Below are 20517 nucleotides of genomic sequence, written 5' to 3' on the forward strand. Positions count from 1 at the left end.
TGCCAAGCGAAAACGCTAGCCGAAGAATTTTTGCCAGCCAAGCAGACCCCAGGTAAGTGCCGCCATGATCAGCGAGAGCATCACCGCCGCCGAGCCGATGTCCTTGGCCCGCCCGGAAAGCACGTGGTGCTCGGTGCCGATACGGTCGACGACATTCTCGATCGCGCTGTTCAAAAGCTCGACGATCAGTACCAGAAACAGGCTGCCCACCAGCATCAGCCAACTAATCGCGTCATTGCTGAGCCACCAGGCAAAGGGCAGCATCACGGCCGCAATGCCTACCTCCTGGCGAAAGGCCGTCTCGTTGCGAAAGGCGGCTTTCAACCCTTTCCATGAGTAACGCGTCGAGTGCACCAAATGGGTTAAACCGGTGTGCCCTGGTTTCATGCAGCTTGCCTCACGTGCGCGTAAAAGAATCAGTTCGCCAGAATCATCGCGTCCAGATCGAGGGACAGCGGGTCCAGCACCTCAGGCCAGCTTATATAAGGTGTGTTACCGCTTCCGTTCACCAGTACGCTAAATACGCCCCAACGTCCGCTGGCTGTACGAAAGTAGCCTGCCGCTGCGCGAACCGCAAAGGGCTGGTTGAGCGTGCCCGTCTTCAGCATGACGTTATTTTGAAAGGTGGGCGAGCCTCGCCGTATAAAGCGCATGACCCCGTTGGCCGGTGACTGGAACGCGGCCACAAAGCTTGGGAACAGCGCGCTCTGGCGATACATGTCTTCGAGCATCACGTTGACGCCGTGGGCCGAGGTACGGTTTTCCGTGGTCAGCCCACTGCCGCTGTAAAGCGTGAGCGGCCCATGGCCCGGCAGCTGCTGGGCATAGGTCTCGATGGCCGCTCCTGCCTGACGCAGCTGCGCTTGAGGCGTCTGCACCAGATTCAAGGCCAGCACGTCGGCCATGTAGTTGTTGGAGTAGTTCATGGTGCGCAGCAAAAGCTCCTGCAGCGGCTGGCTATCCACAGCGGCCAGACGCCGAGCGTTGCTGGCAGGCTGCAGGGTGGTCAGCCGCCAGGGGTCGCGCACCACGATACCAGCCTGATTCAACATGCCCAGCAGCACCTTGGCGGTTTCCTCGGCGGCGTCGCCGGCGCCGCGGTAGATGTCCTGGGCCATGGCGTTGGTCGAAATCTGGCCGGTGACGCGCATCACGTCGCCACGCTCATCGGTAATCCGCTCGGCGCTGATCTCGGTACCGCTGTTGGCGGGCCGGGTAACGACCTGGTTATCAATGGTGATCAGCGGCTGCTGGCTGTCGCATAGCGTGGCGCGGGCGGGTTCACCGGGAGCGCTGGAGGGCGCCACGTTGACGCACCAGCTGCCGAAGTTGACCCCCGCCGAAGTCAGCGGCGCGCTGTAGGCATTGGTGACCCGGGTGCGCGCATTGCAGCGGTCCGTGGTAATGCAATCCACCGGCCCAAAGCGCCACTGGCTCACGACCAGGGCGCCATCCACCTCGTTGACCCCGGCCATCTGCAGGCGCTGCACCAGGCGCCACAGGTTCTCCGTGGTCAATCCCGGGTCACCGCCGCCTTCAAATACCAGATCGCCGCGCAGCACGCCGTTATCGATGCTGCCACTGCTGACCAGCTGGCTGGTGAAGCGGTGCTGGGGGCCAAAGCGGTTGAGAAGCGCGGCGGCCATGTACGCCTTGGTGACCGAGGCGGGCGCCATTTGCCGCTCGGGGTTCAGGCTGCCCAGGGTGACCGGGGCGCTGGTATCCAGCAGGCGCGCCTCGGCGCTGATCGAAAAGCCTTTTTCCTGCAGTTGGCCAAGGCGGGTGAAATCGGCCCAGGCCGAAGCGCTGACGCTCAGCGCAGCCGCCGCCACGCCAACCAGGAAGGAGGCACGCCACTGGCGCGCCGCTGCTGTAGAAAAGTAGGTCACGTTAATCCGCCTCAATGCACACTCATTTTGGAAAATACTTGCAGCACGACCACGCCTGCCACAATCAGACTTATGCCTACCACGGCGGGCAGGTCGGGCTTTTCGCCGAACGCGAACACCCCCATCAGCGTGACCAGCACGATCCCGAGCCCCGCCCATATCGCGTAGGCAATGCCTACCGGAAGCGTACGCAGCACCAGGCTCAACAGATAAAAGGCCACCCCGTAGCCGACCACCACCAGCACACTGGGCAGCGGCCGGGTAAAGCCTTCGGAGGCCTTGAGCGCGCTGGTGGCGATCACTTCGGCGACAATCGCCATGATCAGATAAACAAACGTCATGTCCGCTCCAGCTCGATCTGCAGGCGCCACAGCGTCTGGCCGCTTTGGGCGTACTTGGCTTCAAACGGGGTCAGATACTCGCCTTGCGGCTGCCATATACCGGTTTCAGCCTGCTTACCGGTTACCTGGGCCACCGCCTGGGCAAACTCCTCGACATACAGTTGCCAGTTGGAGCGCAGCTCAAGCAGGCCCCCAAGGGCCAGGAGCGTGGGCAGCACCGGGTGGCCGTGCCAGCGCATCTTCAGGTGAGCGCCCTTGGGATACGGGTTGGGATATAAAAGGTAGTGGCGCGCAGGCGCCCAGCCCGCCTGCTCGGCCAGCCGCCAGAAATCGATCAGATCGGCCCGTACCAGCAGCGCGTTATCCGGCAATGCGCCGTGGTCGCGCCCCAGGCGGTCCTCGCTGCGGTCTACTCCGATTACCGCGTGGTCAGGGAACCGGGCGGCCAGTTGTCGGGTCGAAACGCCAACGCCACACCCTGCGTCCAGAACAAGCGGGGCTTGGCGGGCGTGATACCAGGCGTGCGCCTGCTCGAATGCCTGCTTCGTATGCTCGGCAATGGGTTTGCGCAGCGGCGTTGCCAGCGCCCGGTCTACCCGGCGTGCCAGATCATGATGCGGGCCCGGCTGATTGGATATGACGGGTCGTGAATTGTACTGCATGCCATCGCTCAGATTGAAAAGAGGTGATTCTATCAGTCTCCGATGCTTGCAGCATGACGCCGTTAGGCGCCCGGTGCTATGATCACGCCCACGAAATTCATTAAGCTCGGTGACAGCCTGCGATTTTGCCTGTCACTGACGATAACTATCATCAAAAACCACCGCACCACGAGGAACCCGGCTTGTCACACTTACCGGTGATTGTCGGCATGGGCGGCATCAATCCCGCCGGCAGAACCTCGGGCCATCAGGCCTTTTGCCGCACTGTGCTTGATGCCCTTCCCGCCGACCAGCAGCGCCAGACACTGGAGGGCCTGGCGGCCCTCATGCAGCTTGTCGAGCACTCCGAAAAAGGGTGGCACGACCGTACGGGCCAGCCTGTCGACTCGCCCGCTCAGTCGCTGCGCGAACAGGTACTGAACCATACCCTGATTCGCCGCAACGAGGACCCCAAGTTCCTCGACCCCGGACTGCCCGCCAACCGCCAGGCCAGCCTGCAGCTTGGGGAGCCGCTGCGCTTTACCCTGCGCCGCCGTCAGCTGCCCGACCACCTGCCCGACACCTGGCAGGTGCGTGAACTGGATGCCCGCGAGGTAGAAGTTACCGTGCCGGCGGGCGTGCTGGAAACGCTGCTGCCCGACGCCCAGACACCCAAGGTACGCGCGGCGGCCCAGCTGCCAAGCGGCTTCGACCCGGCAAGCCTGTATCGCAGCGTTCACCATCCGCGCGGGCTCTCCATGGCCGTGTTCGGCGCCAGTGACTGCCTGGGGGCCAGCGGCTTTTCCTGGGAAACCCTGCGCCAGACGCTGAATCCAGACCATATCGCCGTGTATGCGGGCAACTCGATTGGCCAACTGGACGATGCCGGCTGGGGCGGCTTGCTCAAGAGCCTGGTCAGCGGCCAACGGGCAACCTCCAAGCAGATGCCGTTGGGCTACGGGCAGATGCCGGCGGACTTCTTGAACGCCTACGTGCTGGGAAGCGTGGGCGGCACCGGCGCCGTGCTGGGCGCCTGCGCAAGCTTTCTGTATAACCTGCGCCTGGGTATCGAGGATATTCGCGCCGGCCGCCGGCGGGTGGTCATGGTGGGTACGGCCGATGCACCGATCACCCCGGAAATCATCGAAGGCTTTCGCGCCATGGGCGCCCTCGCCGATGACGCCAGCTTGAAGGCCCTGGACGCCCTCGAGCTATTGACCGATGCCGATTACCAGCGCGCCAGCCGTCCCTTTGCGCGCAACTGCGGCTTCACCATGGCCGAAGCCAGCCAGTTCGTACTCTTGATGGACGACGCGCTGGCCCTTGAAACAGGTGCCGACATTCTGGGCGCCGTGCCGGAGGTATTCGTCAACGCCGACGGCTACAAGCGCTCTATCTCGGCTCCGGGCATCGGTAACTACATCACTCTTGGCAAGGCGGCCTCGTTGGTGCGCGACATCCTCGGCGAGAAAGGCCTGAAGGAGCGCACCTTCCTGCACGCCCACGGCACCAGCACGCCCAAGAACCGCACCACTGAATCCCACGTGCTGGATGAAATCGCCCGCGCCAATGGCATCACGAACTGGCCCGTAGCGGCCATCAAGTCGTTCATCGGCCACTCCCAGGGTTCTGCCGCCGGCGACCAGCTCGCAAGCGCCCTGGGCAGCTTCGCCTACGGCCTGGTGCCCGGTATTCCAACGCTTGACGCGGTGGCCGACGACGTGCACGCCGAGCGGCTGCGCTTCTCCCAGGCCACCATGGGGTTCAAGGCGGACGCCTCGTTCATCAACGCCAAGGGGTTTGGCGGCAATAACGCCACCGGCGTGGTGCTCTCCCCGGACGTGACCGAGCGACTGCTGCTCCAGCGTCACGGCAGTGCGGCCATCAGCGCCTGGAAGGAGCGCCGCGAGGCCGTGCGCGCCCAGGCGGATGCCTACCTCGCCCAGGCGGATACCGGCCACTACGCGCCCCGCTACCAGTTCGGTGAAGACGTGCTTGAGGGCCCGGAGCTTGAGATTTCCGCTGATCGGATCCATATTCCGGGCTACGCCCAGCCGGTTTCGCTGACAAGCGACAATCCCTTTGGCCGAATCGACGAGGAGAGCTCGCGATGAGCGCGCCACGCGTCAATATCGCCGTCTATCCCGGTACCTTTGACCCGATCACCAACGGGCACTTCGATTTGATCGAACGCGCTTCAAGGCTGTTCGACAAGGTGGTGATCGGCGTGGCGGCCAGCCCCAACAAGCAGCCAGCGCTTGACCTGGACACGCGCATTGCGCTTGCCCAGGCCACCTGCTCGGCGCTTGGCAACGTCGAGGCCGTGGGGTTTTCCGGCCTGTTGACCCGTTTCATGCAGGAGCAGAACGCCAGAATCATTCTGCGTGGCCTGCGCGGGGCGTCGGATTTCGAATACGAGCTGCAGCTTGCCAACATGAACCGCGCCCAGAACCCGGAGCTCGAAAGCGTCTTTCTGACCCCGGCGGTGGAGAACTCCTACATCTCCTCGACCATCGTGCGGGAAATTGCCAAGCTGGGTGGCGATATTTCATCGCTGGTGCCTTCTCAGGTCGCACAAGCGCTGCGCAGGCACTACACTACCTAACCCCCAACATTGTTGAGTAAAACGCTCAGGGTTCGTGTGAACGACCCAGCGTGCCAGCCATTCGCGAGGTATGCCCATGGCCCTGATGATCACTGATGAATGCATTAACTGCGATGTCTGCGAGCCCGAGTGCCCCAACGATGCGATCTCACCCGGTGAAGAGGTCTATGTCATCGACCCGAACCTGTGCACTGAGTGTGTTGGCCACTTCGATGAACCGCAGTGCCAGCAGGTGTGCCCGGTAGACTGCATTCCGCTTGACCCGGCCAGACCGGAAACGCAGCAGCAGCTTCTCGAGAAATACCGCATCATCACCGCCGCCTGAGCCAAGGCGGCGCGTGCGTATATGGGCCATTGCCTGGCCGATCATCCTTTCCAATATCACCGTCCCGCTGCTGGGGCTGGTGGACACTGCCGTGGTCGGCCACCTGCCGGACGCCCGCTATCTGGCGGCCGTTACCCTGGGCGCGACGCTGTTCAGCTTTCTCTACTGGGGCTTTGGCTTTCTGCGCATGGGCACCACCGGACTGGTAGCCCAGGCACTGGGCCGCGAAAGCGATAGCGATGTCCAGAACCTGCTGGGCCAGTCGCTGATCATCGCCGGCGTCATCGGCATCCTGCTGATTATTTTCTCCACACCGCTGATTTCACTTGGCCTCTGGCTGCTCGATGGCAGCGATATCGCCACGCCCCTGGCCCGGGAGTACGCCGAGATACGCCTGTGGTCCGCGCCTGCGGTGCTGGCCAACTACGCCATTCTGGGCTGGTTTCTGGGCCAGCAGAACTCCCGCGTGACGCTTATGATTCTGCTGCTGACCAATACCATCAATATCATTCTCGACGTGTGGTTTGTGATCGGCCTGGGCATGACCAGCGACGGCGTCGCCTGGGCAAGCGTGATTGCCGATTACAGCGCGCTCGGATTTGGCGGCTACCTGGTGCTGCGCCAGTTGAAGCGACTGAGCGGGCACTTCTCCCGAGCGCGGCTGCTGGCGCTTTCGGCCTACGGGGCGCTGTTTTCCATCAACGCCCACCTGTTTGTGCGCACCCTGGGCCTGCTGTTCGTGATGGCCTTCTTTACCGCTCAGGGCGCACGTCAGGGCGATACGGTACTGGCCGCCAACGCGGTGCTCTTGCAGTTCATCCTGCTGACAAGCTACGCGCTCGACGGCTTTGCTCACGCGGCCGAGGCGTTGGTGGGCCGCGCCTACGGCCGCCGCAACTGGCAGGAGCTGGCCACCATCGTGCGCCGGGCGGCGCTGTTTTCACTATGGACGGCGGGTGGCGCCGCCTTGCTCTTTGCCCTCGGCGGCAATCAGCTGGTGGCGCTACTGACCGGGCTTGATGAGGTGCGCACCACCGCGGCAAGCTATCTGCCCTGGATGGTCGCCATGCCGCTGATAGCGGTATGGAGCTATCTGTTCGACGGCGTCTTCATAGGTGCCACCGCCGTGCGCGAAATGCGCAACAGCATCTTTATCGCCATGGCGGTGTACCTGCCTGCCTGGTGGCTCACCCAGGGCCTTGGCAATCACGGGCTGTGGCTGGCCTTTACGCTGTTCATTGCCGTGCGCTCGGCGGTGCTGATCGGCTACTACCGCCGCTACCGGCGCCTCTACTGGTACTAGTGGACCGCCCCTGGCGGGCGTTTCGGCTTCCAGCCGGCTTATCAACCTGACGGTTGATGGTGAAAACCCTCCCGCGCCGCCGTATATTGTGCTGACAACAAATAAGAGAGCTTCCTCATGCTTAAGATGATATCCAAACCGGCCGTCAAGCTGGTCGAGCGCTACCTGCCCGATCCGTATATCTTCGTGCTGCTGCTGACTCTGGTGGCGGCGGTGGCGGCTATCGCCGTGGAACGCCAGACACCCTTGGCCGTCATGCGCATGTGGGGGGATGGTTTCTGGGGGCTTTTGACCTTCTCCATGCAGATGCTGCTGGTGCTGGTGACAGGCTTCATGCTGGCAAGCTCACCGCCGGTGAAGCGCATTCTGCAAAAGCTTGCCGGTACGGCAAAAAGCCCGGGCGGCGCGATCATTCTGGTGACGCTGGTATCGCTTGCCGCCAGCTGGATCAACTGGGGGTTCGGCCTCGTGGTGGGCGCGCTGTTTGCCAAGGAGCTTGCGCGGCTGGTGCGGGTCGATTATCGCCTGCTGGTGGCCAGCGCCTACTCGGGCTTTATCGTCTGGCACGGCGGTCTGGCCGGGTCGGTACCGCTGACGATTGCCACCGAGGGCCACTTCACCGCCGACCAGATCGGTGTGATCGGCACAGGCTCGACCATCTTCGCCTTCTTCAACCTGGCGATTGTGGTGTGCCTGTTTATCGCCGTGCCGCTGGTCAACCGTTTGATGCTGCCCGATGAACAGGACAGCGTGTACGTCGACCCTCAGTTGCTTGACGATGAACCCGCGCCGGTGGGCCGACTTACCCGCCCGGCCGAGAGGCTTGAAAACAGCATGGCGCTGTCGCTGCTGGTGGGCGTACCCGGGCTTGTGTTCCTGCTGGATCACTTCATTCTGCGCGGCGGCGGCCTCAACCTGAACGTCGTCAACTTTCTGTTTCTGTTTCTGGCGATCGTGCTGCACCGTACGCCGCGCAATCTGCTGACCAGCCTGAATGAGGCCATCAAGGGCGGTGCGGGCATTGTCATCCAGTTTCCCTTTTACGCCGGCATCATGGCGATCATGGTGCAGTCGGGCCTGGCACAGAGCATGTCGGAGTGGCTGATCTCCTTTGCTACGCCAACGTCGCTGCCTTTCTGGTCGTTTATCAGCGCGGGCATTGTTAACCTGTTCGTGCCTTCCGGCGGCGGGCAGTGGGCGGTACAGGCGCCGGTCATGCTGCCGGCGGCCCAGGCGCTGGGCGCGGATATTTCCCGCGTGGCGATGGCGGTTGCCTGGGGCGATGCCTGGACCAACCTGCTGCAGCCCTTCTGGGCGCTGCCGGTGCTGGCCATCGCCGGGCTCAAGGCCAAGGACATCATGGGCTTTTGCCTGGTGCAGCTGTTCATTACCGGTATCATTATCTCGGTGGGTCTGGTCTGGTTCTAGTGGTCAGGCACTCACCCTTGAATGCGCTGCCCGCCGGAGGCGGGTAGCCCGTATAGACAAGGATTCATTATGTCAGACGCAGCGCAAACGGCCCTGCCAGGACAGCACGAGCTGTCGATGACCGTTCTCATGACCCCCGACATGGCCAACTTCAGTGGCAAGGTGCATGGCGGGGCCATTCTCAAGAAGCTCGATGAAGTCGCCTACGCCTGCGCCAGCCGCTACTCTGGCCACTACGTGGTGACGCTTTCGGTCGATCAGGTGCTGTTCAAGCAGCCCATTCACGTGGGCGAGCTGGTCACCTTTCTGGCGTGTGTGAATCATGTAGGCCGCTCGTCCATGGAAATTGGCGTCAAGGTGGTGGCCGAGGACATTCGCAACAAGCTGATTCGCCATACCAACAGCTGCTACCTGACCATGGTGGCCGTGGATTCAGACGGCAAGCCGGCCAGCGTACCGCCGCTGACGCTGACCACGCCGATCCAGAAGCTGCGTTTCGAGAAGGCGGCGCTGCGCAAGAAACACCGCAAGCAGGCCGAGCAGGAAGAGAAGATGACCCAGCAGCACTATCAGACGCAGACCACACCTGGCCAGACGCAGGCTTGACGACCACGCAGCGACACTGCTCTCACGCCCAACAAGGAGGTTGCATGCCTATCCGGCGGCGCTACCCACAACTGCCCAAGCCCGTTGAGTACGCTCATATCGGCTGGGACTTGCTTATCATCGTCGCGGTAGTGCTCAACCTGGGGCTTTTGCTGTTTGATTCGCTTTATCTGATCGGGCCGTTCAATCAGGCGGTGGCAAGCCTTGCACCGGGTTTTCACGCGTTCTACGAAAACGAGGTCCATAGCCGCTTCTTTCATATCGACCTTTTCTTCGTCGGCCTGTTCGTGGTCGATATCCTCCTGGGCTGGGCGGCGGCCATCGCCGAGCGGCGCTATCACCGCTGGTTTTTCTACCCCTTCGTCCACTGGTATGACGTGCTGGGCTGTATCCCGCTGAGCGGTTTTCGCCTGCTGCGGGTACTGCGCGTGGTCTCGCTGCTTCACCGGCTGCATCGTCTGGGGCTTATCAACGTCACCCACTGGTCCATCTATCAGTTCTTCTTCAAGTATTACGACATCCTGCTCGAAGAGCTTTCGGACCGCATCGCCCTGCGCCTGCTGGGTAACGTGCAGCAGCAGATCATGTCCAGCGATTCGCTGACCGAACGGGTCATCGACCGGGTCATCATGCCGCGCAAGGCAGCGCTGATCAGCGAGATCGTCCAGCGCCTGGAAAGCACCGTCGGCGAGGCCTACCAGCTCAACCGCGATGCCGCCATGAGCGCGATCGACAACCTGGTGACCCGCACGCTGAACGAAAGCCCTGAAATTCAGCGCCTGCACCGGCTGCCCATGGGCCAGACCACGGCCAGCGCCATGCAGGCATCCATCAGCGGCGTTGCCCAGCGGCTGGTAGACGAGATGGCACTCGGCATTCACTCCCCCGAGTTCAGGCAACTGGTCGAACGCACGGCGGACAGCGGCTTTGACAGCTGGCTGAGCGTGGATCAGGAGAGCAACCGGATTACCGAGCTGGTGCTGTACGATATTCTTGAAATGCTCAAGGAGCAGGTAAACCGCCAACGCTGGAAAGATCGCTATGAGTAGTGAATGGCTGATCCTGCTGGGCCCGGTGGCCCTGTTCATGATGTCGATGACGCTGACGCCTGGCCCCAACAACCTGATGCTGACGGCATCCGGGGCCAACTTTGGCGTACGCCGGACCGTGCCGCATATGGGGGGCATCGTGGGCGGGTGTTTCATGCTCTATCTGGCCATCGCGCTGGGCCTGGGCGTGCTGTTCGAGCGCTTTCCCGTTCTGCACATGACTCTGCGCTGGGTGGGCAGCGCCTACCTGCTTTACCTGGCGTTCAAGATCGCCACGGCGCCGCCGCCCAACTTGAAGGATGCCGCTGCCCGGGGTACGCCGCTGACGTTCTGGCAGGCTGCTCTGTTTCAGCTGGCCAATCCCAAGGCCTGGGTACTGGGGCTGGCGCTGATTGCCGGCTTTCTGCCCGAAAGCGGGCCCAAGCTCATCAACGCCGTGATTCTGGTGGGCTTTGCCGAGCTGGTCGCGCTGCCGTGCCTGTTGGTGTGGGCGGGCTTTGGCATGGCCATCGGCCGCTGGATCAAGAGTGACAGGGCCTGGCGTGCGTTCAACGTCATCATGGGCTTGTTGACCGCCGCCTGCGTGATATTGATTCTGCGTTAGCCGCAGCGCAGTGCTTCGATGCGCTCATTGTCATCCACATGGATGTTCAAGCGTTCGGGGCGATGGTCCATGGTGGCTGCATCGCCGGGATGCAGCACCCGCACCTGGCGCGACTGGCTTTCGCTTTGAAGCTGGGGCAGATTGGCTTCATCGAAGGTTTCGCCAAGCGCATACTCGACCGCCGCTGTATCACAGCTCTCAAGGGAAATGGGCTGGGCGGCCGGCTCCTCCGCGGATGAATCTTCCGCACCGGAGGCACAGGCGCCGAGCAGCAGAACTACCCCGCCTGCCATGATCATTTTCGCGTAGCGTATTGCGTCATCAGGGGTGTATTGCCAGGTTTTCATCGGCTTACCTTTATTCTGGTTATTGATAGGTTACCCACACGCAAAACGGGCCGGGCATACGCCCGGCCCGCTCGATATCTTCAAGGCTCGCGATTAATCAGCGGCGTCTTGAACCGCCTGACCGCCGCGCTCCACATCCTTGCCAGCACCGGAAATCGTGTTGCAGCCAGCCAGTGTACCGGCTGCCATCAAAAGAATAAGACTCGTCGCTAAAAGCTTTTTCATGGATGTTCTCCTTAACGTGTCAGTCAACAGCGGAAATCCCCTCGGGCAGCGATTGCCCTTCTGAGGAGTACTCTCAGCGTAACAGCGTTTTAGCACTTTCGCCTGTTTTCCATGGCGTAATTTCACTCAGGGCGTTTATTGACAAGCATTGACCGTGGCGTTCACCTGCTATGATGAGCCGATCCAAGACCGCCTGGAGCACCCCATGAACGACTTTACGCTGGACCCACGTCTGGAGAGTGACACCTTTCCCCTGGCAGACCTGCCGCTGTGCCGGGTGCTGCTGATGAACGACTCACGCTATCCGTGGGCCATTCTGGTGCCGCGCCATGACGGTATCAGCGAAGTATTCGAGCTTTCCGACACAGATCAGGCAACGCTATGGCGAGAAGCCACCCAGCTTGGCAACGTGATGAAGACCCTGTTTGAAGGCGACAAGCTCAATATTGCCACGCTTGGCAATGTCGTCAGCCAACTGCATGTCCACGTGGTGGTACGCCATCGCACTGACGCTACCTGGCCTGCCCCGGTATGGGGGAATGGCAGCCCAGAACCTTACGCCCTTGAACCGCTGGCCAGCCTGCGTGACCAGCTGATCGCCCATATTGATCGTCTGAACGTCTAGCGCAGCAGGGGGCTCGCCTGCCGGGCAGGCGGTTCACCCAGCAGTGGCGTACCGGCAGGCTGGCTCACGCTTGCCATGGCAAGCGTGAGCCCGAGCACGATAATCAGCGCGCCGCCGGCCAATGCTGCCCATCCCGCTACTTTCTGAATGGCCTCGGAGGCGTGCTGCTGTTTGGCCAGGCGCCGTGTGGCCCAGCGGCGGGCAAACACGCTGGCAAGCGCCAGGGCCGACACCGTGATACCGGTCCCCAGCGACATCGCGATAACCGACAGCACCCCCACATAAAACTGTCCCAGCAGACTGGCGGCCCCGAGCAGCAGTACCGCGCCGCTACAGGGGCGCATGCCGATGGCCAACACCGTCATGAGGGCCGTGCGCCAGTCCAGCGCCTGCTGGGGTTCGATATGATGGGCCCCACCGCAGCAGTGGTGGTCGTGGCCGGGCAAATGGGCATGGCGCTGGACAGCGCCAGTCGTGTGACTATGCGCCACGGGCGTGAACATCAGCGGCCGATACGCGCGGCGCAGCTGCTTGTAGGCGCGCAGACAAAGCCACACGCCCAAAAGCGTCACCAGCAGGAAACTGGCCTGCTCCACCCACACAACGCTGCCCATGGCCTGGCGGGTCAACCACCCCAGGCCGTGGACCAGAATGGCCACCATCACGATAGCGGTGACGCCTTGAAGCAGCGATGCGGCAAATGAGAGCCCCAGCGCCCGCCGGGTAGCGCCACCGTGAGAGGCGAGATAGGTCGCCAGTACCGCCTTGCCGTGGCCGGGGCCGGCGGCGTGAAAGACGCCATAGCCAAAGCTTACGCTCAACAGCACCCACCAGGTGGCACGGGTAGGCTCGCGGGCAAGCTCGGTAATTGCCAGGGTCAGCGCCCGGTGCAGCTCCCGCTGCCAGGCAAGCAGCTGGTAGCTTGCGCCTTGCAGGCTACCCTGGAGCAGGAAAAACATGGCGATGGCGACAAGGGCCAAGAGCCCGGCCACCATCAGTGGTTTACGGTTAACGGGAGAGTGCATGACGCGCGGTACCTGTGTTCATCGGTGATCGATCGACTAGCGGCAGTCGATGTGCCCGGTTTCGGCAAAGTGGCGGCCAAGCCCCGGCTCACCCTCCTCGTCCACATCCAGCAGTGCGGCCTGCATGACCAGCTCCGGGTCCGGGTCGGCGCCCAGAATGCTCAGCTCGCACACCGGTTCGCCATGCAGCACCAGGGCATTCGGGTCGGGCTGGTTACCTTCGGCGTCATGCACCATCTCGATATAATAGGTCGGATCGAATATCTGATAGTCGAGGGTATGCCCGGCCAGCGGCTGCGGCGTTTCCAGGGGCAGAATAAACGTGAATGCAAGCCGCCCGTCCTTTTCCATGGCCGTATACTCGCTGACCTCGCCAAGCGCCAGCGGCTCACCGTCCAGGCGTATATCGGTAAAGTAGTGCTGCGCGGCCAGATTATTGCGTATCTCGAGGCCGAGCTGATCAAGCCCTTCGTCCAGGCTTGCGCCGTCTACCTGCGTAAGCTCTTCAAACACCACCAGGCTGTAGAACGGGTCCATGCGCCAGGTCTGATGAAGCCCGCGCATTACCCCTTCATCGTCGGTCATCACCCGGATGCTGAAATCGATCCATCCATGGGGGTGTGCCGCTGCCAGGGGGCTCAGCATCAGGCTGATGATGCCCATTCCCAGCGCCCAGCGCCGGGTAGCTAACCTACGCTTCATGTTCTGATGATGCCTCTGTTTCATGCGTTGCTTCACGGTGCCAATCCCAACTTTGCCTCTAAACTGACGAGCCACGGGTCCAGCAGATAGGGCGGCAGCGGCTGCGAGCCGCGCCAGGCCGTAACGCTTACCTGACTGCCGCGACCAGCTTCGCTGACCTGTAGCTGCACGCGATACTCGGGCCAGCGCGCCAGCGCCGCTTCTGCCCGCCCCAGCGCCAGATCGGCGTGACGGATCACGTAGCCCTGCTCCATCATCAGCTCGACGGCGCTGCGAAACGTGGTGTCTACCGGCGCGGTATACACAAGCTCACGCGGGGCTGAAGGCGACGTGGTTGCACAGCCGGACACCAGCACAATGAGCGCACCGATGCCGGCCCATTTGATCAAGCTCACGGGTGAATACCTCATAGCGACCTTCCTGAAGGCATGCCGCCCGGCTTGAGCGCTGACTCGAAGCGCTGGCAGAAATCGTGACTGCTGGCGCTGTAGGATTCGCGCATGTCACCCTGAGTGTCGTAGCGGCGCAGATCGCGGGAAATACGCACATCGTCGTCGCCGACCAGCACCGACACCCGCTCGACTTCGACAGGCTGCTGATTGAGCCCGCCGCCGAAACCAAGCCCGATGCCGGCACCAGCGCCTCGCCCGATACCGAATCCGCCAAAGACGCGCATGCCGCGGCCATAGCCGTAGGCGTTATCATACGGGTCGTAGTAGCCGTGCAGCGCCTCTTGCCGACTGGCGCTGATCAGCCCCAGCGACGTATCGGTGGAGTCCAGCTCGAAGCCCCATTCGGTAAGCACCGCCACGCTCTGGCGCAGCACCGCTTGAGTATCGGCGCCACCGATGGAGAAGTAGCACGCGGCGGCCGGGGCGGGTTCTGCCTGGGGCAAGCGGTCCGGCGTGGCCTGACAGCCAGCCAGTGCCAGCAGGCAGGTCAACGTAACAGGTATTGGCTTCATGTTGGATCCTCTAGCGGTCGTCACGGCTGGTTTGCCACCAAGCGGCGCGTTAAGCTCGCCCTATTATCACGATAGATCACAGACCATAATCCACGGAGGTCGTGCGATGAATATCCTGCTTTGCCCCGACAGTTTCAAAGACGCCCTGAGCGCCGAACAGGCCGCCCAGGCGATGGCTCAAGGTGTGCTCAGTGCCGCGCCTCACGCGCAGACCCACTGCTGCCCGCTGGCCGACGGCGGGGAAGGCAGCCTGGACGCCCTGATTGCGGCTACCGGTGCCAAGCGCTGTCAGGTAACGGTGCAGGATGCACTTGGCCGCCCCCGCCAGGCGGCCTGGGGCTGGCTTGCCGAACAGCGTACCGCGTTTATCGAGCTGGCAGAAGCCAGCGGCCTGCAACACTTGAACGCCCAGGAGCGCGACGCTTTGCACACCTCGACCTTCGGGGTAGGCGAGCTGTTTCTGGCCGCGCTGGATCAGGGCGCGGAAAAGGCTCTATTGCTGCTGGGCGGTAGCGCCACCAACGATGGCGGGGCCGGCATGCTTCAGGCGCTGGGCGCGCGCCTGCTCGATGGCGAAGGCCAGCCGCTGCCTCCGGGCGGCGCGGCGCTGGCCACGCTTGAAACTCTGGAGCTTTCCGGTCTTGACCCGCGTCTGGCCACGCTTAGCGTGGAAGCCGCGGTGGATGTGGATAACCCGCTCTTGGGCGAGCGTGGCGCCAGCGCCGTATTTGGCCCGCAAAAAGGCGCCTCGCCGGAGCAGGTGGCAGCGCTTGATGAAGCGCTTGACCGGTGGGCGCAGGTCAGTGCGCAGATCCTGGGCGAAGATTACCGTGACCTGCCCGGCGCAGGCGCTGCGGGTGGTATGGGTTTTGCTGCACGAGCCTTTCTCGGCGCCACGCTCAAGCCCGGCATTGACATGATCATGCAGCAGGCCAATATGCCCGCGCTTTTGGCCAGCGCCGACCTGGTGATGACCGGTGAAGGCCGCCTGGATGGGCAAAGCCTCTCCGGCAAGACCCCCATTGGCATTGCCCGGGCCGCCAAGCGCCTGGGCAAGCCGGTGATTGTGCTTGCCGGCAGCCTGGGCGAAGGCTGGCAGGCCTGCCTGGATGAAGGCGTCACGGCCGCCTTCGCCCTGGCCGATGGCCCGATGACTCTGGAAGAAGCACTACCGCGAACCGCCGAACTGCTCAGCGCGCGCTCGGAAAGTATCACCCGGGTGTGGATAAACCCGATGACCCCTTGAAAAACTCGGCCCGTGCCAGCATTACTGATGAAAGGACATAGCGTCATCAGGTGTGAAAGCCATGCCACCACGCTGATGCCACCAAGCTATGGGCACGATGTAGAAAACCTGTTTTTCAACATCACTACGACGTTTTATGCTGATCAAACGATTTGATAGCCGTTTTTCGGCTGCAACAGGGAGAGACGACATGACCGATACCAACAGCATTGGCCTACATGAAAGCAGCGCCAGCCAGCTGGCCGAGAAACTGAACCACCTGCTGGCCAACTATCAGATCTTTTACATGAACGTGCGCGGCTACCACTGGAACGTCAAGGGTAGCGACTTCTTCGAGCTGCACGTCAAGTTCGAAGAGTTCTATACCGACCTGCTGACCAAGGTAGACGAAGTCGCCGAGCGTATTCTGACCCTGGGCCACAAGCCGGTTCACGCCTACAGCGACTATGCCAAGCTTTCCCACATTCAGGAAGACAAGGACGTTCACGATGGCAAGGCCTGCGTCAACGGTGTGGTAAAAGGCTATCAGACCCTGATCGAGCTTCAGCGCGAAGTGCTCTCTCTGGCCTCCGATGCCGACGATGAAGGCACCGCTTCCATGGCCAGCGACTATATTCGCGACCAGGAAAAGACCATCTGGATGCTTAACGCCTATCTCGGCAAGTAAAACGCACGCAGCTTGCCCAGCAAAACGGCACCTTCAAGGTGCCGTTTTTTTATGCCTGCTATCTAGGATTTCTGAGCCAGATCTTCCATCAGCGCGTGCAGCATGCGCCAGAACTCATCGACGGAATCAAGCTCGACACGCTCGTCTGGTGAGTGGGCGCCGCGAATCAGCGGGCCAAACGAGATCATGTCCAGGTGCGGGTATTTGCTGCCCAGAATGCCGCACTCAAGGCCTGCGTGAATCACCTTGACCGCCGGCTCCTTGCCGAACAGCGCCGCATGGCGCTTGTTGAAGGTGGCAAGCAGCGCACTGCCCGGATTGGGCGCCCAGCCTGGGTAGCCATTCTCCACGCGTACCCGGGCGCCGATAAGCCCGAACAGCGCCTGAAAACGATCCGCCATGGCCGTTGCCGCCGTATCGTGCAGCGAGCGTACCAGCGCACACAGATGTAAACGCCCGGCTTCGAGGCTCAATACGCCCAGGTTGTTGGAGGTTTCCACTACACCGGGCACGTCGGCGCTCATGCGCTCGACCCCGCAAGGGGCGGCGTGCAGCGCGGCAACCAGCATGGCGCTCGCGTCCAGGGTCAGCGGCTCTGCCTGAGTGCTGCCCGTTGACCGCGCGGCACTCAGCGCCAGGCCGCTGTCGCCGCTGCCCAGCTCGGCGCGCAGCGTGGCTTCAAGATCACCCAGCGCCTTCAGAGCAGCGTCCACTTCGTCACTGGGCAGGGCGACCTGGGCAAACGCTTCCCGGGGGATGGCGTTACGCAGCGTACCGCCCTGATAGCTCACCAGGCGCGCGTCAAAGCCTTCCAGAGTGCGCAGCGCACGTACCAGCAGGCGGTTGGCGTTACCCAGCGGCTGATGGATATCCATGCCCGAGTGCCCGCCCTTGAGGCCGGTGAGGGCCAGGTCGAGAAGCTGCTCATCGTCGCGCAGCGCGGCGCTGGGCAGCTGGGCATCCACCACCACGTCAGCGCCGCCCGCACAGCCGATATACACCTCGCCACGGTCTTCACTGTCCAGGTTGAGCAGCAGCGAGCCCTTGAGCCAGTTCTCGGCCAGGTTCAGCGCGCCGCCCATGGAGGTTTCTTCCTCAAGGGTGAACAGCGCTTCCAGCGGCCCGTGGGTCAGGCTGGGGTCTTCCAGCACGGCGAGAATGGCCGCCACCCCCATGCCGTTGTCGGCCCCGAGCGTGGTGCCGTCGGCGTGCAGCCAGCCGTCGGCTACGTAGGTGCTGATCGGGTCGCGGGAGAAGTCGTGGGCGTGGCCGGCGTTGGCCTGGGCCACCATGTCCAGATGGCCCTGGAGAATGACGCCGGGGGCCTGCTCGCAGCCGGGTGTGGCCGGCTTGCAGATACGCAGGTTGCCGAAGCTGTCGCGGTCGTGGGCCAGGCCCTGGTCATCGGCCCAGGCTTCGAGAATCGCGACCAGCGCCGCCTCTTCGCCCGAGGGGCGCGGCGTATTACACAGCGTGCGAAAGTGGCGCCAAACGATGGATGGCGTCAGCGCGTCCAGGTGTGCGTTCATAAAAACTCTTCATTATCCAAAGTCGCCCCACTTTACCCCTCCACGCGGCGAGGGAAAAGCATGCCGTGTGCAGCGACCCTTTCAACTGCCTGACGCAGTGCCCGCACGGCCTCGGCGTGGGCAGCGGCCAAGGGGCGATTCTGGTAGGCCCACCCCGCCAGCTGCTGATGCTCGATAGAGGCCGCCTGCGCGGCGCCGGTTTCCCGCGCGAGCGCCTGAAGTGCCGGGCGCGCCAGCGCCGGGTCGCGCCGCCCGTAGGCCACATCGCTCACCGCCTGGCACTCTTCGGCGCTCAGCGGCTGGCGGGGTAGCGCCTGGAGCAGCAGCGATACTACATCCGCTGGCAGGCCGGAAAGCTCGAAGGCCAGAAGCCCGGGCAGCGCTGCGGCAAACGCAGCGCTCAAGGCGCTCAGCACGGCGTCGCCTTCATCGTTCAGCGATTTGGCCACCATCACCGCAAACTCGCCCGTGGCGGTTTCGCGGGTCACCCCCAGACGCACGGGCTGAAACCCCTGAGCAAACCAGAACCGCAGCAGAGCGGCTTCGGCGCCGAAGGTCGCGCCATACAGCGCAACGCCCTGGCGCGCGGCGGCCCGGCTGTCATCGTCGATCAGCTGCTGAGCCAGGCCTTCGCGACGGCGTTCAGGGTGAGTGGCAATACGCACCACGCGCTTCCAGCGGGCGCGAAGCGCGGCCCGGCTGCCCACGTGCGCCGCCAGCGACTGGGCCAGCAAGTGCCCCTGAGGGCGGCGTTCGCCCAGCGCCACCTGCTCGGCAAGCGCTGGTGCAAAGCCGCCCTCCTCCCGCGTGACCAGTACGGCCTGGGGGGCGCAGGACCTGCCCATCACGCGTAGCGTGGTGCCCGGCCCATCCAGCAGCTGGCGTAAATCGCTGGGCGAGGTGCGATAGTGCGACTGCACCAGCAGACCGAACATGGCTTGCAGGGCCTCTTCATCCAGGGCCAGCGCGTCGCGCTCGATCACCTGCGATGCTACCGGCGGCTTCTGGCGTTCAGCATCAGGCAACGGCGCCTTGAGCAGCAGCAGCTGGTTCACCGCGGCTTCAAGCGGGTCACCCGCCCCCCAGCGGATGGGTGCGTTCAAGGTCAACGCTTTCCACTGCGGCGTCAGCCGGTCGAGCGCGCAACGAAAACGCAGCGCAAAGCCACGCCCGGAGCCTTCGTAGCCATCCACGGTGGTGGCAAACGCGATGCGCGGAAAGGCAGCAAGCCACTGCCCGAGAAGCGCCGCCGGAATGGCCGCTGCCTCATCGACCATCAGGTAGCGGCCATCGCCGCCCTGCCGCCCGGCCTCGACCTCCTGGGTCAGCACGTCCGGTGGCAGAAAACAGAGCTCGGCGCCGTTTTTCAGTTGAAAGCGGTTCGGGGTCAAACGCTTGCCATCAGGGCACAGCGCTGCCAGCCGCTCGAACAGGCTTTCTACCGCGCCCAGCCTGGGCGCGGTGGTCACCAGCGACATGCCGTCTTGCATCAGCCGCGCGCAGGCAATGCCCAGCGCGGCGCTCTTACCCCGGCCGCGGTCGGCGGTGATCACCAACGGGCGGCGGCGCTTCAGGCGCACCAGTTGGGCCACACAGGCGGTCTGATCCGCCGTGCGGCAGGCCATGTCATCCATTGCGCCTGCGGCTTGCAAGCCCGCCGCCAGGCGGGGAAGCGCGGGCAACGCCTGGGCCTGCCACGTCACCACATCCTTGCGGCCACCCAATAGATGCGCCAGACGGGCCAGATAGCGGGCACTCAGCTGCTGCCATGGCCAGGGGTGATCGGCAAGACGGGCGTAGTCCGGGTCTGGCCGGGCGCCCCAGTCCGCTTGCGTGATGAGCACCAGCAGGCCACCGCCGGTCAGCGTGCCCGCCAGCGCCCCCAAGGCTTCCGGGTCGAAACCTGCACGGCCGCTGGCGTCGAACACTACCAGTTGATGCTCGGCCCCCAGGCGCGTGCGCGCCTTGCGCGGCGTTATAAAGCTCAAATCCGTCGGCGCGTCCTCCTCATGGGCAACCCACAGCGGCGCCTGCCAACTAGCGGCATGCCATAGCTGCTGGGCACGGGCGCGGCACTCTGCGGGATCGCCTGCAAGCCAGACCAGCTGGCGCCAGCGGCGGCGGCGAAGACGTCCAGCATGTGCCAGCAGCGCCTTGATGGCGCGCGCATCGCTGCTTAACGCTTTCGTCAACATGGGCCAGAGTCGGGCTGGGGTAGCGCAGGCATAAAGCTCCTGATGGCGGTCAATTGATTAACACTTTGGTGGAACAAAACGGTTTGATTGAACACTCTGACGCCTGTAGGCCGCCCTCTCAACTTCCACCAAACAAAAGCAACTACTTGGTTTATCTGAAAATAAGTCACAGCACTTGATTTACGCGCCGCCATGTTACCC

The 20517-nt window shown here is 63.2% G+C and carries 23 protein-coding genes; 11 read left to right on the plus strand and 12 right to left on the minus strand.

The genetic code is table 11. The features are described 5' to 3' along the window. Positions 1-15: 15 nt before the first annotated feature. Genes B0H98_RS04265 through trmB form a run of 4 tightly spaced genes read right to left on the minus strand, consistent with a single transcriptional unit; the run spans position 16 to position 2892 of the window. Positions 16-387, minus strand: coding sequence for a diacylglycerol kinase (locus B0H98_RS04265; RefSeq protein ID WP_106373799.1), 372 nt, complete (start codon positions 385-387; stop codon positions 16-18). Positions 388-416: 29 nt separating this feature from the next. Then, positions 417-1889 carry a D-alanyl-D-alanine carboxypeptidase/D-alanyl-D-alanine endopeptidase gene (gene dacB / locus B0H98_RS04270; protein WP_106373800.1) on the minus strand — a complete coding sequence of 491 codons (1473 nt, stop codon included), beginning with the start codon at positions 1887-1889 and terminating at the stop codon, positions 417-419. Positions 1890-1900: 11 nt separating this feature from the next. Beyond that, a complete protein-coding gene (locus tag B0H98_RS04275) occupies positions 1901-2230 on the minus strand; it encodes a DMT family transporter (RefSeq protein ID WP_106373801.1) in 330 nt (109 codons plus the stop codon). Next, a complete protein-coding gene (trmB, locus tag B0H98_RS04280; RefSeq protein ID WP_106373802.1) occupies positions 2227-2892 on the minus strand; it encodes a tRNA (guanine(46)-N(7))-methyltransferase TrmB in 666 nt (221 codons plus the stop codon). The genes B0H98_RS04275 and trmB overlap by 4 nt, the downstream gene beginning before the upstream one ends. A gap of 209 nt (positions 2893-3101) precedes the next feature. Here trmB and B0H98_RS04285 point away from each other — a divergent pair, with 209 nt between their 5' ends. The 8 genes from B0H98_RS04285 (at position 3102) to B0H98_RS04320 (ending at position 10791) form a co-directional block, all read left to right on the plus strand. Further along, positions 3102-4985: a beta-ketoacyl synthase gene (locus tag B0H98_RS04285; protein WP_244182965.1), complete on the plus strand. Its 1884-nt coding sequence runs from the start codon at positions 3102-3104 to the stop codon at positions 4983-4985. Beyond that, the gene (gene coaD / locus B0H98_RS04290; RefSeq protein ID WP_106373804.1) at positions 4982-5476 is read left to right on the plus strand and encodes a pantetheine-phosphate adenylyltransferase; all 495 of its coding nucleotides are present in this window, start codon (positions 4982-4984) and stop codon (positions 5474-5476) included. The genes B0H98_RS04285 and coaD overlap by 4 nt, the downstream gene beginning before the upstream one ends. 76 nt (positions 5477-5552) lie before the next feature. After that, a complete protein-coding gene (locus B0H98_RS04295) occupies positions 5553-5801 on the plus strand; it encodes a YfhL family 4Fe-4S dicluster ferredoxin (RefSeq protein WP_106373805.1) in 249 nt (82 codons plus the stop codon). A gap of 13 nt (positions 5802-5814) precedes the next feature. Further along, a complete protein-coding gene (locus B0H98_RS04300) occupies positions 5815-7104 on the plus strand; it encodes an MATE family efflux transporter (protein ID WP_106373806.1) in 1290 nt (429 codons plus the stop codon). Between the two features lie 117 nt (positions 7105-7221). After that, on the plus strand, positions 7222-8532 hold the full coding sequence (locus B0H98_RS04305) for a short-chain fatty acid transporter (protein WP_106373807.1): 1311 nt from the start codon (positions 7222-7224) through the stop codon (positions 8530-8532). A gap of 69 nt (positions 8533-8601) precedes the next feature. Continuing rightward, positions 8602-9138, plus strand: a complete 537-nt coding sequence (locus B0H98_RS04310) for an acyl-CoA thioesterase (protein WP_106373808.1) — start codon at positions 8602-8604, stop codon at positions 9136-9138. Positions 9139-9182: 44 nt separating this feature from the next. Continuing rightward, positions 9183-10187: an ion transporter gene (locus B0H98_RS04315; protein WP_106373809.1), complete on the plus strand. Its 1005-nt coding sequence runs from the start codon at positions 9183-9185 to the stop codon at positions 10185-10187. Further along, positions 10180-10791: a LysE family translocator gene (locus B0H98_RS04320; protein ID WP_106373810.1), complete on the plus strand. Its 612-nt coding sequence runs from the start codon at positions 10180-10182 to the stop codon at positions 10789-10791. Before B0H98_RS04315 ends, B0H98_RS04320 begins: the two co-directional genes overlap by 8 nt. On the opposite strand, the gene B0H98_RS04325 is transcribed toward B0H98_RS04320, so the two are convergent. Next, on the minus strand, positions 10788-11138 hold the full coding sequence (locus B0H98_RS04325) for an I78 family peptidase inhibitor (RefSeq protein WP_106373811.1): 351 nt from the start codon (positions 11136-11138) through the stop codon (positions 10788-10790). The two genes, B0H98_RS04320 and B0H98_RS04325, sit on opposite strands and share 4 nt — an antisense overlap. Before the next feature lie 93 nt (positions 11139-11231). Then, complete coding sequence (locus B0H98_RS04330; protein ID WP_106373812.1) at positions 11232-11363, minus strand: entericidin A/B family lipoprotein; 132 nt, start codon at positions 11361-11363, stop codon at positions 11232-11234. Positions 11364-11568: 205 nt separating this feature from the next. Here B0H98_RS04330 and B0H98_RS04335 point away from each other — a divergent pair, with 205 nt between their 5' ends. Then, on the plus strand, positions 11569-11988 hold the full coding sequence (locus B0H98_RS04335; RefSeq protein WP_106373889.1) for an HIT domain-containing protein: 420 nt from the start codon (positions 11569-11571) through the stop codon (positions 11986-11988). On the opposite strand, the gene B0H98_RS04340 is transcribed toward B0H98_RS04335, so the two are convergent. Genes B0H98_RS04340 through B0H98_RS04355 form a run of 4 tightly spaced genes read right to left on the minus strand, consistent with a single transcriptional unit; the run spans position 11985 to position 14679 of the window. After that, complete coding sequence (locus B0H98_RS04340) at positions 11985-13013, minus strand: nickel/cobalt transporter (RefSeq protein WP_146130230.1); 1029 nt, start codon at positions 13011-13013, stop codon at positions 11985-11987. The two genes, B0H98_RS04335 and B0H98_RS04340, sit on opposite strands and share 4 nt — an antisense overlap. A gap of 36 nt (positions 13014-13049) precedes the next feature. Continuing rightward, on the minus strand, positions 13050-13715 hold the full coding sequence (locus B0H98_RS04345; RefSeq protein WP_244182956.1) for a DUF1007 family protein: 666 nt from the start codon (positions 13713-13715) through the stop codon (positions 13050-13052). Positions 13716-13747: 32 nt separating this feature from the next. Then, entirely contained in the window at positions 13748-14110 is a 363-nt protein-coding gene (locus B0H98_RS04350; RefSeq protein ID WP_244182957.1) for a hypothetical protein, read from the minus strand. Positions 14111-14121: 11 nt separating this feature from the next. Beyond that, complete coding sequence (locus B0H98_RS04355; protein ID WP_106373815.1) at positions 14122-14679, minus strand: hypothetical protein; 558 nt, start codon at positions 14677-14679, stop codon at positions 14122-14124. 106 nt (positions 14680-14785) lie between these two features. Between B0H98_RS04355 and B0H98_RS04360 the strand changes: the two genes are divergently transcribed. Further along, on the plus strand, positions 14786-15925 hold the full coding sequence (locus B0H98_RS04360) for a glycerate kinase (RefSeq protein WP_106373816.1): 1140 nt from the start codon (positions 14786-14788) through the stop codon (positions 15923-15925). Between the two features lie 190 nt (positions 15926-16115). Then, positions 16116-16592: a Dps family protein gene (locus B0H98_RS04365; protein ID WP_106373817.1), complete on the plus strand. Its 477-nt coding sequence runs from the start codon at positions 16116-16118 to the stop codon at positions 16590-16592. A 62-nt stretch (positions 16593-16654) separates the two neighbouring features. Here the strand turns inward: B0H98_RS04365 and B0H98_RS04370 are convergent, their stop codons facing one another. Next, complete coding sequence (locus B0H98_RS04370) at positions 16655-18121, minus strand: aminoacyl-histidine dipeptidase (RefSeq protein ID WP_106373818.1); 1467 nt, start codon at positions 18119-18121, stop codon at positions 16655-16657. Between the two features lie 32 nt (positions 18122-18153). Then, a complete protein-coding gene (locus tag B0H98_RS04375) occupies positions 18154-20316 on the minus strand; it encodes a tRNA(Met) cytidine acetyltransferase TmcA (protein ID WP_106373819.1) in 2163 nt (720 codons plus the stop codon). Positions 20317-20517 lie beyond the last annotated feature (201 nt).

The organism is Vreelandella songnenensis (assembly GCF_003002925.1).
Taxonomy (GTDB): Bacteria; Pseudomonadota; Gammaproteobacteria; order Pseudomonadales; family Halomonadaceae; genus Vreelandella; species Vreelandella songnenensis.